Origin of the sequence: Aquabacter spiritensis, from assembly GCF_004346185.1 — a bacterium.
Taxonomy (GTDB): domain Bacteria; phylum Pseudomonadota; class Alphaproteobacteria; order Rhizobiales; family Xanthobacteraceae; genus Aquabacter; species Aquabacter spiritensis.
The window spans coordinates 240723-254950 of the sequence record NZ_SMAI01000007.1 but is presented as its reverse complement, the minus strand read 5'-3'; the positions used below and the strand labels follow the sequence as shown (position 1 = coordinate 254950).

The window sequence follows — 14228 nt, the reverse complement described above, 5'->3', positions numbered from 1 at the left end:
CTTTGACCTGTCGCTCTTACCGGGAGGTCCTTCCCGCACCCGCTGCCGTCCCCCTCCCTGACTCTCCCCAGCCCCCTCCCTCACCCTCCCCCGCACGCGGGAGAGGGGATCCGGACGGTGCCGGCGGCGCGCGGCGGCGCGCGCCATCACGGGTGGCTGACACGGCCTGTTCTCCACGAAAACAAAGGCTTCGCCGCATACAGCGCCCCCCTCTCCACGCAGCGTCTACAGCCGCCTCTTCTCTGCACGCGCCACGCGCCCGCTTGCGCACCGGACCCCCTCTCCCGCGTGCGGGGGAGGGCTGGGGAGGGGGCTGGTCCAGGGCTCCACGTCCGGCAAACGACACATCCCGGCGCACGCCGACACCCGCGCCGATCCCATCACGCATTCGTGATATAGGAATGTTATCCGCCACCCCTGCAACCTCGCCCATCCTTGCGCAGGCGCACGGACGGCGAGGGGACCATGCAGAGACAGGCGGACCAATGGAGCACCACCCAAGAGCTTCTGCGGATGAGGTCCGACCTCGCCGCCATCCGCTTCATGCTCAAGCTGATGGCCTTTGCCCGGCGGCAGGCGAAGTTCGACCCGAGCCAGCCGCGCGTCCCGCGCGGCTATGAAAATGGCGGGCAATGGACCGACGGCGACGATGCCGGCGCGCCGACGCGTGACGACGGCGCCGGCTGGCCGCGCCGCGTTCCGGCCTCGGACGCGCCGGCTGGTCCCGTCATCATCATCACCCCGCCGCCGCCGGAGCCGCCGCCGGGCATCGGACACAATCAGGGGCCGCCGCTCGACCCGCCGCCCGAGGTGCCGCCCCGGGAGCCGGCGGGCAAGGGTCCCCAGCTTCGAGTGGCGTGGGATGCGGCACGTTGGACCTCGATGGCCTTCAAGCTTTTAAAGGGAGGTCCCGTCCTTGCCGCCTATACGGTAATTCTGGAGACCACGATCTGGTTTGCCGAGCGGTATAGTCCCTCTATAAATGCTTATCTGGCGGCGCCGAAGACCTTGGACGCCTTGCGTGCGGACGTCGACGTCCCGGCCCGCGGCACCGACGTCCACCATCTCGTGGAGCGCGCAGCCGGCGCGCGCGAGGGATTTCCGGCGAACCTCGTCTACGGCAAAGCAAATCTGGTGCGGATTTCGACCTTCAAGCATTGGGAGATCAATGCATGGTTCGCGTGGGCGCAGAAAGTCTCGGATTATCAAATTCCTCGCGCGTATCTGAAAGGGAAGCCGTTCGAGGAACATGTGCGGATCGGCATCGAAGCTCTCAAAGAGACAGGAGTCATGGCACCATGAAATCAAAACCATTATCCGAAATGAGCGAGTCGGATCTCGTAAATGAGTTTGTCAGTTCTGCAATAATACAAAAGGAAGCGTCAGAAAAAAATAAATTTTCTGTATATAATAAATTGATAAAGAGAATAGTGGAGTTAACGCAGGAGCTGAAAAGCCGTCCAGGCGATCGACGACGGGATTTGCTGCCGTTGCTCGAACATGAAAACATCCAAGTGCGGCTCATGGCAGCAAATGAAACCCTCGCCGTCGCGCCCGAGGCAGCACGCCGAACGTTGCAGGCGATCAAGGACAGCAATTGGTTTCCGTTTGCGGCTGACGCAAGTACCACGCTTCGCGGGTTCGATTCCGGGCGGCTCCGACCCGAATAGCGTTGGAGGGATGCGCCACGTCCCCTTGCGCGCCCCGCTTCCCTGCCGGCGCGCGCGAGGGTTTTCCGGCGGACCTCGTGTCCGGCAAAGCAAATCTGGTGCGGATTTCGACCTTCAAGCACTGAGAGATCAATGCGTGGTTCGCACGTCCACAAAAAATCAGTGAGGGACAGTCTCCTCGCGCATACCTGCGAGGAAAATCCTGGGACGAGCATGTGCGCATCGGCATTGAAGCTCTTACTGAAATGGGAGTTATCAAGAAATGAAGACGAAATCATTATCCGATATGACCGAAGATGAAATCGTTCATAATTTCATGACTCTTGCGGCACTTCAAAAAGAAGCTTCTGAAAAAGATAAATTCGCGACATACCGGAGGCTCTATAATCAAGTTGTCGATCTGGCGAATGAATTAAAAAACAGGCCGGGGGATCGAAGGGGAGATCTGCTGCCGCTGCTTGCGCATGACAACGTTCAAGTCCGCCTCATGGCGGCAAATGAAACACTGGCCGTGGCGCCGGAGGCAGCGTGTCGGACGCTGCAGGAGATCAAGGACAGCAACTGGTTCCCATTCGCGGCGGACGCCGGCACGACGCTCTCCGCCTTCAAATCGGGGGTCTATCCCCGCCCCGATTCATGAGGCCGACCGGGCGCCGGGACGAGAGGCCCGAGAGGACCGCGCCCGCCGCATCCCCCGCCGTCAGGCGGAGGGGGCGAGGGCGAGGGGCGGGGCTTCTGCGGCCCCGCGCGGCGCGAGGGCGACGCGGAACCAGGCGGCATACATGGCCGGCACGACCAGGAGCGTCAGCACGGTCGCGACCAGAAGCCCGCCCATGATGGCGATCGCCATCGGGCCCCAGAAGGCGCTCCCCGCCAGCGGGATCATGCCGAGCACCGCGGCGAGCGCGGTGAGCACGACCGGCCGGGCGCGCCGCACCGTGGCGTCGACGATCGCCGCGGCGGGGGGATGGCCGGCGGCGATGTCCTTGTCGATCTGGTCGACCAGGATCACCGTGTTGCGCATGATCATGCCGGCGAGCGCGATTACCCCGAGCAGCGCGACGAAGCCGAACGGCTTGTGCGCCAGAAGCAGCGCGAAGGTCGCGCCGATCAGGCCGAGCGGCGCGGTCGCGAGCACCAGGGCGAGCCGCGAAAAGCTCTGGAGCTGGATCATCAGCAGCGTCAGCATGACGATGATCATGACCGGGAAGACCGCGGCGAGCGCCGCATTGGCCTTCGCGCTGTCCTCGATCGAGCCGCCGGTCTCGATCCGGTAATCCTGCGGCAGGCCGGCCTTCAGCGCGGCGAGATGCGGCAGGATCCGCGCCGTCACGTCCGGCGGCTGGACGCCGTCGACGACGTCGCCCCGCACCGTGAGCACCAGATCGCGGTCGCGCCGCCAGAGGATCGGCTCCTCCGCCGCATAGGCGATCCGCGCCACCTGGCCGAGCGGCACGGCGACGCCGTTCCGCGTGGTGACGGTGAGCGCCTGGAGGTGGGCGAGATCCGCCCGCTCCTCCGGCACCGCCCGCGCCACGACGTCGATCAGAAGATTGCCCTCGCGGTGCTGGGTCACGGTATAGCCGGAGAGCAGGGTCTGGAGCGTCTGGGCGATTTCGCTCGGCGTCGTGCCGATCGCCCGCGCCCGATCCTGATCGACCTTCAGCGTGACCGCCTTCACCTGCTCGTTCCAATTGAGGTGTGGGTCGAGCACGGCGGGCTCGCGCGCCATCACCCGGCGCACGTCCTCGGCGATCTCGCGCACCTTCAGCGGGTCCGGCCCGACGACGCGGAACTGCACGGGATAGCCGACCGGCGGGCCGAACACGAAGCGGTCGACGCGCGCCCGCGCCTGCGGCAGGGCGCCGTCCGCCAGCGCCGCGTCGAGCCGGGCCTTGATCCGCTCGCGCGCCGCGATGTCCTTCGCGACGATCACGATCTCGGCGAAGTTCGGATTGGGGAGAACCGGGTTGAGGCCGAGCCAGAAGCGCGGCGTGCCGCGGCCGATATAGGTCGTGGCGGTGGCGATGTCGGGGTCCTCGCCGATCAACGCCTCGGCCTCCCGTGCGGTGGCGGCGGTGGCCTGAATCGCGCTGCCTTCCGGCAGCCGCATCTGGAGGAACAGTTCGGGGCGGGTCGAGGTCGGGAAGAATTGCTGCTGCACCAGACCGAACGCGGCGAGCGCGGCGGCGAACAGCGCGACCGTGAGGCCGATCACCGCGAAGCGGTGGCGCAGGCTGAGGCCGAGCACCCGCCGGAAGCCGCGATAGAGCCGCCCCTCATGCGTGCCGTGGCCGGCGGCGCGTGCCATGTCCGGCAGCAGCACGGTGCCGAGATAGGGCGTGAACACGACCGCGACCAGCCAGGAGGCGATCAGCGCGATTCCCACCACCCAGAAGATGCCACCGGCATATTCGCCCGAGGAGGAGCGGGCGAAGCCGACCGGCAGGAAGCCGGCCGCCGTCACCAGCGTGCCGGTCAGCATGGGGAAGGCCGTCGAGGTCCAGGCGAAGCCGGCGGCCTTCACCCGGTCGAGCCCCTCCTCCATCTTCACCACCATCATCTCGATTGCGATGATGGCGTCGTCGACCAGCAAACCGAGCGCGATGATCAGCGCGCCGAGCGTGATCCGGTGCAGGTCCATGCCGCTCGCGAACATCACCAGGAACACGATGGCGAGCACCAGCGGCACCGACAGCGCGACCACGATGCCGGTGCGAAATCCGAGCGAGAGGAAGCTCACCACCAGCACGATGACCAGCGCCTCGCCGAAGGTGCGCAGGAACTCGCCGACGGACTCGCCGACGATGTGCGGCTGGTCCGCCACCTGCGTGACCTCGATGCCGACCGGAAGTTCGGCGACCGCCGCCGCCATCGCCGTCTTCAGATCGGCGCCGAGGGTGAGGATGTTCGCGCCCTTGGCCATCGACACGCCGATGCCGATGGCGTCGCGGCCGTGCTGGCGGATCAGGAAGGCCGGCGGATCCTCATAGCCGCGTTTGACGGTGGCGACGTCGCCGAGCCGGAACAGAGCGGTGCCGGCGGCGACCGGGACGGCGGCGATCGCCTCGGGGCCGGTGAAGGCGCCGGACAGGCGCAGATGGATGCGGTCGGCATCGGTCTCCACCGCGCCGCCGGAGACCACGGCATTCTGGCGCGCCACGCTGTCGAAGATCTGCTGCGGGGTGATGCCGAGCGTCGCGAGGCGGGCATGGCTGAACTCGATGAAGATCCGTTCCGGCCGCACCCCGACGAGGTCGACCTTCTCGACGCTGCGCACCCGCAGCAGCTTCTGGCGGATCAGCTCGGCCTGACGCTTCAGCTCGGCCGGGCCGACCTTCTCGCCCGACAGCATATAGAGGGCGGAATAGACGTCGCCATATTCGTCGTCGAAGAACGGTCCGAGGACGCCGGAGGGCAGGTCGCCGCGCATGTCGCCGACCTTCTTGCGCACCTGATACCAAAGATCCTGAACCGCACTGGCCGGGGTCGAATCCTCCAGAAGCACCTGGATGAAGGTGACACCCGCGCGCGAATAGCTCTCCACCCGGTCGAGATGGCCGAGCGCCTGGAGTTTCTTCTCGATCGGATCGGCGACCTGTTCCTGCATCTGCGCGGCGGTGGCGCCGGGCCAGGCGGCGCTCACCACCATCACCTTGATGGTGAAGGAGGGATCCTCCGCGCGGCCGAGATTGAGATAGGCATAGGTGCCGGACGCGGCCAGAAGCAGGATGGCGAACAGGGTCAGCGCGCGGTGGCGGATGGCCCAGTCCGAGAGATTGAACGCCCCCATCTCGGCCTCCTCAGCGCGCGGCCACGGTGCGCACCGCGCGCCCGGGGTCGAGGGTCTGGACGCCCATCGCCACCACCCGTTCGCCGGGCGCGAGCCCGTCCGCGATCAGCACCGCCTCGGCGGTATAGCCGGCGACCGCGACCTTGCGCGCCGCGATCCGCCGGCTCTCGGGATCGACCACGAAGACGTGCGGGCCGGCGCCGCGGTCGAACACTGCGGCGAGCGGCAGCCGCGCCACCTGGGCGGCGTCGGCCGGGGTGAGGGTGACGGTCGCGGTCATGCCGAGCGCCATGGCCGGATCGGCGTCCGCCAGAGCGAAGCGTGCCGCATAGGTGCGGCTGACGGTCTCCGCCTGGGGCGCGAGTTCGCGCAGATGGGCGGCATAGGCGCGGCCGGGATCGGCCCACAGGGTGACCGTCGCCCGCGCCGCGCGGGCTTCGGCCAGCGCCGTCTCGGGCAGCGCGACGGCGGCCTCCTTCTCGTCCAGCCGGGCGATCCGCGCGACCGACTGGCCGGAGACCAGAACCTGGCCGGGCTCGGCGGAAACCGCCACCACGACGCCGTCGGCGGCGGCGACGAGATCGGCATAGGCATGCTGGTTGCGGGCGAGATCGAGGGCGCGCTTCGCCCGCTCCAGCCGGCCCACCGCCTCGTCCTTGGCGAGCGACTTGCGGTCGAGATCGGCGGTCGAGGCGAAGCCGCGCTGGGTGAGGGTGCGGGTGCGCTGGTCCTCGGCGGCGGTCTGGGCGAGCGCGGCGGTCGCGGCGGCGAGTTCCGCCTCGGCGCTTTCGAGCTGGAGCGCGAGGTCCACCGGATCGAGCCGGGCGATCACCTGGCCTGCCGCGACCGTATCGCCGACCTCGACCCGCCGTTCGGCCAGCTTGCCGCCGACCCGGAACGACTGGTCGATCTCGCGCCGCGCGCGGATCACCCCGACGAAGCTGCGGGCGGCGGTTGCCGGCTCGAGCGCCACCTCCACCACCTGGACCGGGCGGGGCGGCGGACCAGCCTGCTCGGCGGGCGCGGGGTCGCCGCAGCCGGCGAGAAAGGCGGCTGCGCCGAGCCCCGGCAGCAGCCGCCAGAACGGAAGGGCGAAGCGGGCGGCCCTGGGGACAGGGGCGGCGGGGGCGGACATCGGCGTCAAGCTCCTGAAGTCTAAAGAGTGGCGACTGACGAACTTCGACTTTCGTCACACGCGACGCAGAAAAAAGCCGGGCGGACGGCCCGGCGAAACGCGGTCAGAACGGCGTGCGGTCCACCTCGACGCTGCGCAGCAGGAAGGCGAGCGTGGCGTGCAGCCGCGCCTCGAGATCGGCGTCGATCTCTTCGGCGATCAGGATCGGATGGCAGAAGCGCACCATGGCGCCAGAAAGGACCCGGCTCGCGGCGTCGGTGTCGTGGGGCACGAAGGTGCCTTCCGCGATGCCGTCCCGAAGCAGGACGGCGATGCCTTCCGTCACCCGATCCTTGTGCGCCGCGATCGCCGTCCAATTCGCCTCGATCGCCACCAGGACCATGTCGTGGATGCGGCGCTCGGTGAAGAAATTGGCGCGGTGATAGGCGAGGATGGCGGTGAACAGGTCGAACAGGCGCGCACGCGCCGGGACCGGCCGGGCCATGATATCGCGGATCTGCGCCTCGACCTCGGTCAGGCAGCGCGAACAGATCGCCTCGACGATGGCGTTCTTGGAGGGGAAGAAGCGATAGACATTGGCCGGCGACATGCCGAGTTCGGCGGCGATGTCTGCAACCGCGGTCTTGGCATAGCCCATCCGCCGGAACAACGCCTCCGCCACCCGCGCAATCCGCTCGCGCGTCTCGTCGGCAGTCTCGCGGGTGCGGACGGGAAGCGGCACGGCGGCGGTCTCCGAAGGGCGGGGGGAGGCGATGAACTGACGAATGTTGTAAATCGTCAGAAATTTTTCGCAAGGGGGTTCTGGGAGTAAGAGGGAAGGGATCCCATGTGATGGCGACGACAGGCGGCCGGTCCTCCCGATCAGGGGCGAACCGTTTGAAGACTGCCTTGCTGCTGCGGCAGGTCCCCCACCGCCGCTCCCTGAAGGAGCGCGCCGCTTCCGATCGCGCCCCGAGGGTGGTTGCAGGGGCGCCTTCGACCTCTGCCCGTGCCCGCGCAGGCGCTGGTCTTCAGATCAGCCTGCGCTGGGGACCGGCGTGTTGAGCAATTGCTGCTCCCACAGGAAGGCGATGCCGCTGCCGCCGGCATGCTGGATAATCACGTCCGTGAGGGCGATGGCCTGTTCGGTCCGGGCCCAGTCGCGCTGCCATTCGGCCGCGAGCGCCAGCCAGGTCATCATGTTCGCGCCGGCGGCGATCATGCGCTGGATGGCGACCGCGTGGGCCTCGACCGAAACGCCGCCCGAAGCATCGGTGATCACCGTCACATCCCAGCCCTCACCCAGGGCCTGGATTGCCGGCATCGCGACGCAGACTTCGGTCCACAGTCCGGCGATGACCAACTGCTTGCGGCCCGTCGCCTTGACCGCATCCACCACCTTCGGATCCTCCCAGGTGTTGATCAGCGTCCGGTCGATCACCTCCTGACCGGGGAAGACATCGGTGATCTGGGGGAAGAGCAGACCGCCGCGCGCGGCGATCACGGTCGTCAGGATGGTGGGGACGCCGAAGGCCTTGGCGGCCTTTGCCAGACCCGCCGGGTCGCATGCCACCCGGCTGAGCAGAAGATCAGCTATCGCCATTCGCCGCCTGGAACGGCCGGTCGGCAATTTGCGATCCGGTTCGGCCCGTGGAAAGGGCGCTAGGCCGGGGCGCTTGCCCGGACGTGATCGAGAAACGCGCGCATGGCTGCGCTCGGGTGCCGGCGATGGGGATAATAGAGGTACCAGCTCGGGAGCTTCCGGCTCCAGTCGGGCATCAGCTCGACCAATCGGCCGTCGGCCAAATAGGGCTGGGCATACGTGTCGAAGACGTGGGCGATGCCTTGGCCGGCCAGCGCCGCCTGGACCTCCTGATGCGCCGAGCCCAGCGTGAGCCGGGCTGGAGGTACGATTTCCAAGGTCTCGCCGGCCTTCTCAAACTCCCAGGAGACGAGCGTCCCGCCGGGAAAGCGGCGCCCGATGCAGGCATGGTCGATGAGATCCTGCGGGCTGAGCGGTAGCGTCCGCGCCGCGAGATAGGCCGGGGCGCAGACGATGGCATAGCGCAGCGGCGGCCCCAGGGGCGTGGCGATCATGTCCTGCGCGAGCTGCCGGCCGAAGCGCACGCCGGCATCGTAGCCTTGCGCAACGATATCGACCAGGGCGCCGTCGCTCACCAGCTCCACCTTCACGTCGGGATAACGCCCCATGAAGTCGAACACGATCGGCGCGAGGACATGATCGACGGCCGGGGCGGGCGCGTTGATCCGGATCAGGCCTGACGGCGTTTCGCGCAGCCGATCGAGGTCGCGCAGCGCGTCGTGAATGTCCTGCAGCGCCGGACCCAGCCGCGCGAGCAGATGCGCGCCCGCTTCGGTCGGCGCGACGCTGCGCGTCGTGCGGTTGAGAAGCCGGAGGCCGAGGGCCTCTTCGAGCCCCCCGACGGTCTGGCTCAAGGCCGAGGACGAGACGCGTCTTTCCTTGGCGGCCGCCCGAAAGCCACCGCAGCGGACGATCGCCGCGAAGACGTCCAGGCTGTCGAGGCGCAGCGGGCTCATTGCGAAGCTCACATTATCAAGCTGATCAGATTTGCAAATCTTATCTGCGCGCCAGCGGGTTGTCATTTTCGGTCGAGCGAAACCGAACCGACAGCGAGAGCCCCCGCCATGACACGCCCGACCCTCACCCGACCGGCCCTCACCCGCCGCACGATCATGCTGTCCGCCGCGACGGGCGGCACCGCCCTCCTGTTCGCCCCGCACCTCGCCCGCGGTGCGGGCGGCGCCGTCGCGCAGCCGGCGCCGCGTCCGCAGGCCAATGCCGGCTTCTACCAGTTCCGCATCGGCGAGATCCGCGCCACAGTGCTGAGCGACGGCGTCATCGGAGGCCCGCCGCGGATCTATGCCGGCGATGCCCCTGAGGCCGAGCTGCGGGCGGCGTTGCGGCGCGCTTTCCTGCCGACCGATCATCTCACCTTGAACCTCAACACGCTCCTGCTCGAGACCGGCGGCCGGCGCATCCTTCTCGAAGCCGGCGCCGGGTCGACGATGGGGAACGATGCCGGCCGGGTCTTCGCCAATCTCGCGGCGATCGGACTGACGGCGAACGACATCGATGTCGTCGTGATCTCGCACACCCATCCCGACCATGTCGGCAATCTGCGCGCCGCCGATGGCGGCAAGGCCTTTCCGCGCGCTGTCGTGTTCGCGCCGGCGGCGGATTGGGATTTCTTCGTCCGCGGCGACCCCGATCTGTCCTATATGCCCGTGCCCGAGGAGTTCCGGCGCCGGTTCGGCGCGGCCATCAAGCGGAGCGTGGCGCCGGTGGCGGAGGCGATCGAACTCTATGAGCCGGGCACGGAGATCGTGCCGGGGCTGACCACGATCGCCGCGTCGGGCCATACCCCCGGCATGGCCGCTTTCCTGGTGCATTCCGGGGCCGAGCAACTGCTTCTGACGGCCGATCTCGCTTATCACCCCGTCGTCAATATCGATCGCCCATGGCGGCCCGGACCCGACCGCGACAAGGAGGCGGCGCTTGCGGCGCGGCGGCGCATTTTCGACCGGGCGGCAGCGGATGAGATGCTGGTCCTCGGCTTCCATTACCCGTTCCCCGGGCTCGGCCGGATGCGCACGGTCGATGGGGGCTATGCCTGGGTTCCTGCGAACTGGCGCTTCTAGAGCCCGACCCGCCTGCTCCGGCCGGTGCCCGGCATGCGGGCCCGGCGCCGCGAAAGCCGGCGCTTGCCAGCCGCGCCGCGTGTCGGCAATGTCTGCGCAACGCGCGTGGTCGGCCGGAGCCGGACCGCGCCAGGCAGCAGGACACGGGAAAATCATGATCAGGAACGGTCGGAATGCCGATGCCGGCACGATGGACGCCCGGTTCGCGCGCCGGGCGGGGGGGCTCGACCGCCGGGCCTTTCTGGTCGGCGCCGCCGGTCTGGGGGCGCTCGGGCTTGCCGGCTGCGCGACGTCGGACGGCATGAGCCTCGCCGAGGCGGCGAAGCTCTACGGGCCGGTGCCCGACGAGAAATTCCCGATCCCGGCGGTCGATGTCAGCAAGGTCGATCCGAAATATTTCCGTCGCACCGTGCGCTACGAGACCAAGGAAACGCCCGGCACGATCATCGTCGATCCCAAGAACTATTACGTCTACCGAATCGAGGACGAGGGCCACGCCACCCGCTACGGCGCCAATGTCGGGCGCAGCGGGTTCCTGTGGAGCGGGGACGCCTATGTCGGGCGCAAGGGCGAGTGGGCGACCTGGACCCCGCCCAAGGAGATGATCCAGCGCCAGCCGGAAGTCGCCAAATACGCCCGCGGCATGCCGGGCGGGCTCGAAAACCCGCTCGGTGCGCGCACGCTCTATCTCTATCAGAACGGCGCCTACACGCTCTACACCATCTACGCCACGATCGATCCCGAATCGATCGGCTCCGGCGTCACGAGCGGCTGCGTCGGCCTCCTGAGCCAGGACATGATCGACCTGTACAACCGCACGCCGGTCAAGACGAAGGTCATCGTCCTGCCGGCCTAGGGCCTGATCCGATCCTGTCGAAAAGTGGGATCGCTGCGCCTCTTCCACGCCTTGCGCACCCCTGCCACCCGCGCCCGCGCCCCGGACGGGGGTGGCAGTTTGGCGGGCAAGACACGCGGGACGTGCTCGACAAAACCGGCCCGCGGGCGCACAGCGTGGGCGACGGCGGGACGCCCCGCTTGGTTCCCGCTGCATCGGTCACGCGCCGGACAGCGTCTTTGCAGAAGGCAGGCTGCGGCGTGAGCACCCTATCGTCCACTGGGCCACACGAGGCGATGGCGCTTCGCCTGGAGCGCGGAAACGTGCTGCGGCTCGCCGTCGCCCAGGCCCTGGCAGGCATCAACGCAACGGTGATCTTCGCCACCGGCGCGGTCGTCGGGCACATGCTGGCGCCGAGCCCGGCCCTCGCGACGCTGCCGATCTCCATCTTCGTGGTCGGCATGGCCCTGTGCACCTTGCCCGCCGGCGCCATCGCGCAACGCCACGGCCGCCGGGCGGCGTTTCTCCTGGGCACCGGCTGCGGCGTTCTCGCCGGACTGCTCGCGTCCCTGGCCGTCATTTATGCCGCCTTCTGGCTGTTCTGCGTGGCGACCTTCTTCGGCGGCGTTTATGCCGCCGTCGTCCTCACCTTCCGCTTCGCCGCCACCGATTGCGCCGCCCCGGAGCGACGGCCGCGCGCGCTCTCGGCGGTCATGGCGGGCGGCGTGTTCGCGGGCGTCCTCGGCCCGCAGCTCGTCACCCACACCATGAACCTGTCGCCGCCCTTTCTGTTCGCGGCCACCTATGTCGGGCAGGCCTTGGCGGCGGCCGTCTCCGCCTTCATCCTGATCGGGGTCAAGCTGCCGGCGCCGACCGCGGCCGACCGCGCAGGCGGGCGCCCGCTGGGGGTGATCGTCCGGCAGCCGCGCTTCATCCTGGCCGTCATCTGCGGCGTCGTCTCCTATCTCCTGATGAATTTCCTCATGACGGCGGCGCCCTTGGCCATGCGGCTGTGCGGCCTGTCCCAGGAATCGGCCAATCTCGGCCTGCAATGGCACGTCATCGCGATGTATGGGCCGAGCTTCTGGACGGGCCGCTTCATCACCCGCTTCGGCGCGCCGCGCGTGGTCGCCGCGGGGCTTGCCCTCACCGGGGCAGCGGCAGGGGTCGGCCTGCTCGGCATCGAGGTCTGGCATTTCTGGGTGACGCTGATCCTGCTCGGCATCGGCTGGAATTTCGGCTTTGTCGGCGCATCCGCCATGGTGCTGGAATGCCATCGGCCGGAAGAGAAGGCCCGGGTTCAATCCTTCAACGACTTTGCGGTGTTCGGGACGATGGCGATCGGCTCCTTCCTGTCGGGCGGCCTTCTGTCGGCCTTCGGCTGGAACACCATTCTGGCGCTGTCTTTCGTGCCCCTGACGATCGCCGTCGTCGCCCTGACCGCCGGCCGCGGGATCCGCGCGCCCGCCCGCTGACGCACGGCGCCGGTGGAGCGCCGCCGCGCCGTGCCCGGTTCTGCGCGGCGTGACCCGTCAGGTCTCGCGCGCCTGTCGGTTGCCTTGGGCCGAAGCGGCGTTATGCGAACTGCCGGGCGGCGGCGGCAATGGCAGCCAGCTTGTCCTGTGCCGCAGGGGTGCAGCAGATCGGATTATCGGCGAAGGTGGCGAAGCCGCAATCGGGATGCAGCAGCACCCGCTCGCGGCCGAACAGAGCGATGGCGTGCTGGATGCGCGCGGCCACCGCCGCGACGTCTTCGATCTGCGGGTCCTTCTGATTGACGACGCCGACGCCGATGCGCGCATCGTCCGGCAGCGTCTTCAGGATCTCCATCTCGCCGGCGCGCGGCGTACACATTTCCAGCAGATAGGCGCCGACCCTGACCTTCGCGAGCATGTCGACCAGCGGCGCATAGCTGCCGGCGAGGGCGACGCGCTCGTCGGGCGTCCAGTTGCCGCGGCACACATGCACGGCGGTGCGATGGCGGGGGGCGCCGTCGAGAACCGCATTGAGCAGGTCGCGGGCGAAGGCGAGTTCGTGTGCGGGCGCCAGGGATTCCGAGAGCGCGCCGCACATGAAGGACCGCTTGCTCTTGGCGCCGGAGAACACGACCTCTGAAAGCACCGGCTCATCGAACTGCACGAGTGCGGCGCCGGCATCCATCAGCTCGGCGAGTTCCGCGCGCAGCACCCGGACGATATCTTCCGCGAGCGCCTCGCGGCTGTCATAGGCGCGGTCGGAGACGCATTCCATCCACATCGTGCGGGTGAGGAGATAGGGGCCGGGAAGCGCCACCTTCACGGGCCGGGCGGTCGCCGAGCGGGCGAAATCCACCTCGTGGGCGACCAGCGGGCGGGTGCGCGCGAGCCTGCCGAACACCGCGGGATGGCGCACGTCGCCGGCGGGAATGTCGAGCGCGCGCAGTTCCGCCTCGAATTCCTCGGGATGATCGACCAAGGGCAGGAGGTCGGTCAGCGGGATGAGCTGGCAATTGTCGAGCCGGCTCGCAACGAAGCTGGCATAGCTGTCGCGCCGCTGCTCGCCGTCGGTGACGACATCGACTCCCGCCTTTTCCTGCGCGGCGATGGCGAGGCGGACGGCATCGTCCGCCGTCTCCTGGAACGCCTGTTCGGACAGGCGGCCTTCCACATAGGCATGCATGGCTTCGATCATCCAGCGCGGGCGCGGCCAGGAGCCGATGCCCATCACGGCCAGCGGCGGAATGGCGGGAGCCTCGACTGGAACACGCGCGGGAGCCGGCGCAGCCGCAGCGGCCGGCATGACCCGCGGGGCGGGCGCCTCGGGCGCCCGTTCCGCCAGCCTGCCCTTGCAGACCAGGAACGAGCGCTGCTTCTTCTCTCTGGTCCAGGAGACCAGTTCATTCCCGGTCAGCCGGCACCAGGCGGGCAGATCCTCGTCGACGGAAATCTCCGTGGAGCGAATTTCCAGCAGGCCGCCGCGCGGCAGGGGATCGATGTGCCGGCGGATCAGCAGGAGCAGGCCGTTGCCGCAATCGAGGTCGCCGCCGTCGAAGGCGACGTCGGGTGGATGGCGATGGGCGGCGACGGGGTCTGTCATGCACCTGGCCTCGATCTGGAGAGATCCGGCGGCCGATGGCGCCGCCGGATCGGACTGCGA

General features: G+C 68.5%; 12 protein-coding genes. 6 read left to right on the top strand and 6 right to left on the bottom strand.

The window, feature by feature from the left end:
• Positions 1 to 465 precede the first annotated feature (465 nt).
• From EDC64_RS23550 to EDC64_RS13180, 3 genes are all read left to right on the top strand, one after another.
• The gene (locus EDC64_RS23550) at positions 466 to 1302 is read left to right on the top strand and encodes a hypothetical protein (RefSeq protein WP_165933752.1); all 837 of its coding nucleotides are present in this window, start codon (positions 466 to 468) and stop codon (positions 1300 to 1302) included.
• Entirely contained in the window at positions 1299 to 1670 is a 372-nt protein-coding gene (locus EDC64_RS13185) for a DUF2019 domain-containing protein (protein WP_165933751.1), read from the top strand. Before EDC64_RS23550 ends, EDC64_RS13185 begins: the two co-directional genes overlap by 4 nt.
• Positions 1671 to 1932: 262 nt before the next feature.
• A complete protein-coding gene (locus tag EDC64_RS13180) occupies positions 1933 to 2310 on the top strand; it encodes a DUF2019 domain-containing protein (protein ID WP_132032022.1) in 378 nt (125 codons plus the stop codon).
• A 60-nt stretch (positions 2311 to 2370) separates the two neighbouring features.
• Here the strand turns inward: EDC64_RS13180 and EDC64_RS13175 are convergent, their stop codons facing one another.
• The 5 genes from EDC64_RS13175 to EDC64_RS13155 form a co-directional block, all read right to left on the bottom strand.
• Complete coding sequence (locus EDC64_RS13175; protein ID WP_132032020.1) at positions 2371 to 5463, bottom strand: efflux RND transporter permease subunit; 3093 nt, start codon at positions 5461 to 5463, stop codon at positions 2371 to 2373.
• 10 nt (positions 5464 to 5473) lie between these two features.
• Positions 5474 to 6598, bottom strand: a complete 1125-nt coding sequence (locus EDC64_RS13170) for an efflux RND transporter periplasmic adaptor subunit (RefSeq protein WP_132032019.1) — start codon at positions 6596 to 6598, stop codon at positions 5474 to 5476.
• A gap of 103 nt (positions 6599 to 6701) precedes the next feature.
• A complete protein-coding gene (locus EDC64_RS13165; RefSeq protein WP_132032017.1) occupies positions 6702 to 7319 on the bottom strand; it encodes a TetR/AcrR family transcriptional regulator in 618 nt (205 codons plus the stop codon).
• Positions 7320 to 7613: 294 nt separating this feature from the next.
• Positions 7614 to 8180, bottom strand: coding sequence for a hydrolase (locus EDC64_RS13160; protein ID WP_245504687.1), 567 nt, complete (start codon positions 8178 to 8180; stop codon positions 7614 to 7616).
• 59 nt (positions 8181 to 8239) lie between these two features.
• Complete coding sequence (locus tag EDC64_RS13155; protein WP_132032015.1) at positions 8240 to 9202, bottom strand: LysR family transcriptional regulator; 963 nt, start codon at positions 9200 to 9202, stop codon at positions 8240 to 8242.
• A 42-nt stretch (positions 9203 to 9244) separates the two neighbouring features.
• Here EDC64_RS13155 and EDC64_RS13150 point away from each other — a divergent pair, with 42 nt between their 5' ends.
• The 3 genes from EDC64_RS13150 to EDC64_RS13140 all read left to right on the top strand — a co-directional run bounded on the left by EDC64_RS13150 (position 9245) and on the right by EDC64_RS13140 (position 12568).
• Positions 9245 to 10258, top strand: a complete 1014-nt coding sequence (locus tag EDC64_RS13150; protein ID WP_420808958.1) for an MBL fold metallo-hydrolase — start codon at positions 9245 to 9247, stop codon at positions 10256 to 10258.
• Between the two features lie 154 nt (positions 10259 to 10412).
• On the top strand, positions 10413 to 11114 hold the full coding sequence (locus EDC64_RS13145) for a L,D-transpeptidase (RefSeq protein WP_132032013.1): 702 nt from the start codon (positions 10413 to 10415) through the stop codon (positions 11112 to 11114).
• 275 nt (positions 11115 to 11389) lie between these two features.
• Positions 11390 to 12568, top strand: coding sequence for an MFS transporter (locus tag EDC64_RS13140; protein ID WP_132032010.1), 1179 nt, complete (start codon positions 11390 to 11392; stop codon positions 12566 to 12568).
• A 100-nt stretch (positions 12569 to 12668) separates the two neighbouring features.
• On the opposite strand, the gene EDC64_RS13135 is transcribed toward EDC64_RS13140, so the two are convergent.
• Complete coding sequence (locus tag EDC64_RS13135) at positions 12669 to 14168, bottom strand: 5-methyltetrahydropteroyltriglutamate--homocysteine methyltransferase (RefSeq protein ID WP_132032008.1); 1500 nt, start codon at positions 14166 to 14168, stop codon at positions 12669 to 12671.
• Positions 14169 to 14228 lie beyond the last annotated feature (60 nt).

Coding starts and splice junctions, on each gene's coding strand:
- EDC64_RS23550 (WP_165933752.1), top strand. CDS start 466: ATGCAGAGACAGGCGGACCAATGGAGCACCACCCAAGAGCTTCTGCGG.
- EDC64_RS13185 (WP_165933751.1), top strand. CDS start 1,299: ATGAAATCAAAACCATTATCCGAAATGAGCGAGTCGGATCTCGTAAAT.
- EDC64_RS13180 (WP_132032022.1), top strand. CDS start 1,933: ATGAAGACGAAATCATTATCCGATATGACCGAAGATGAAATCGTTCAT.
- EDC64_RS13175 (WP_132032020.1), bottom strand. CDS start 5,463: ATGGGGGCGTTCAATCTCTCGGACTGGGCCATCCGCCACCGCGCGCTG.
- EDC64_RS13170 (WP_132032019.1), bottom strand. CDS start 6,598: ATGTCCGCCCCCGCCGCCCCTGTCCCCAGGGCCGCCCGCTTCGCCCTT.
- EDC64_RS13160 (WP_245504687.1), bottom strand. CDS start 8,180: ATGGCGATAGCTGATCTTCTGCTCAGCCGGGTGGCATGCGACCCGGCG.
- EDC64_RS13155 (WP_132032015.1), bottom strand. CDS start 9,202: ATGACAACCCGCTGGCGCGCAGATAAGATTTGCAAATCTGATCAGCTT.
- EDC64_RS13150 (WP_420808958.1), top strand. CDS start 9,245: ATGACACGCCCGACCCTCACCCGACCGGCCCTCACCCGCCGCACGATC.
- EDC64_RS13145 (WP_132032013.1), top strand. CDS start 10,413: ATGATCAGGAACGGTCGGAATGCCGATGCCGGCACGATGGACGCCCGG.
- EDC64_RS13140 (WP_132032010.1), top strand. CDS start 11,390: ATGGCGCTTCGCCTGGAGCGCGGAAACGTGCTGCGGCTCGCCGTCGCC.
- EDC64_RS13135 (WP_132032008.1), bottom strand. CDS start 14,168: ATGACAGACCCCGTCGCCGCCCATCGCCATCCACCCGACGTCGCCTTC.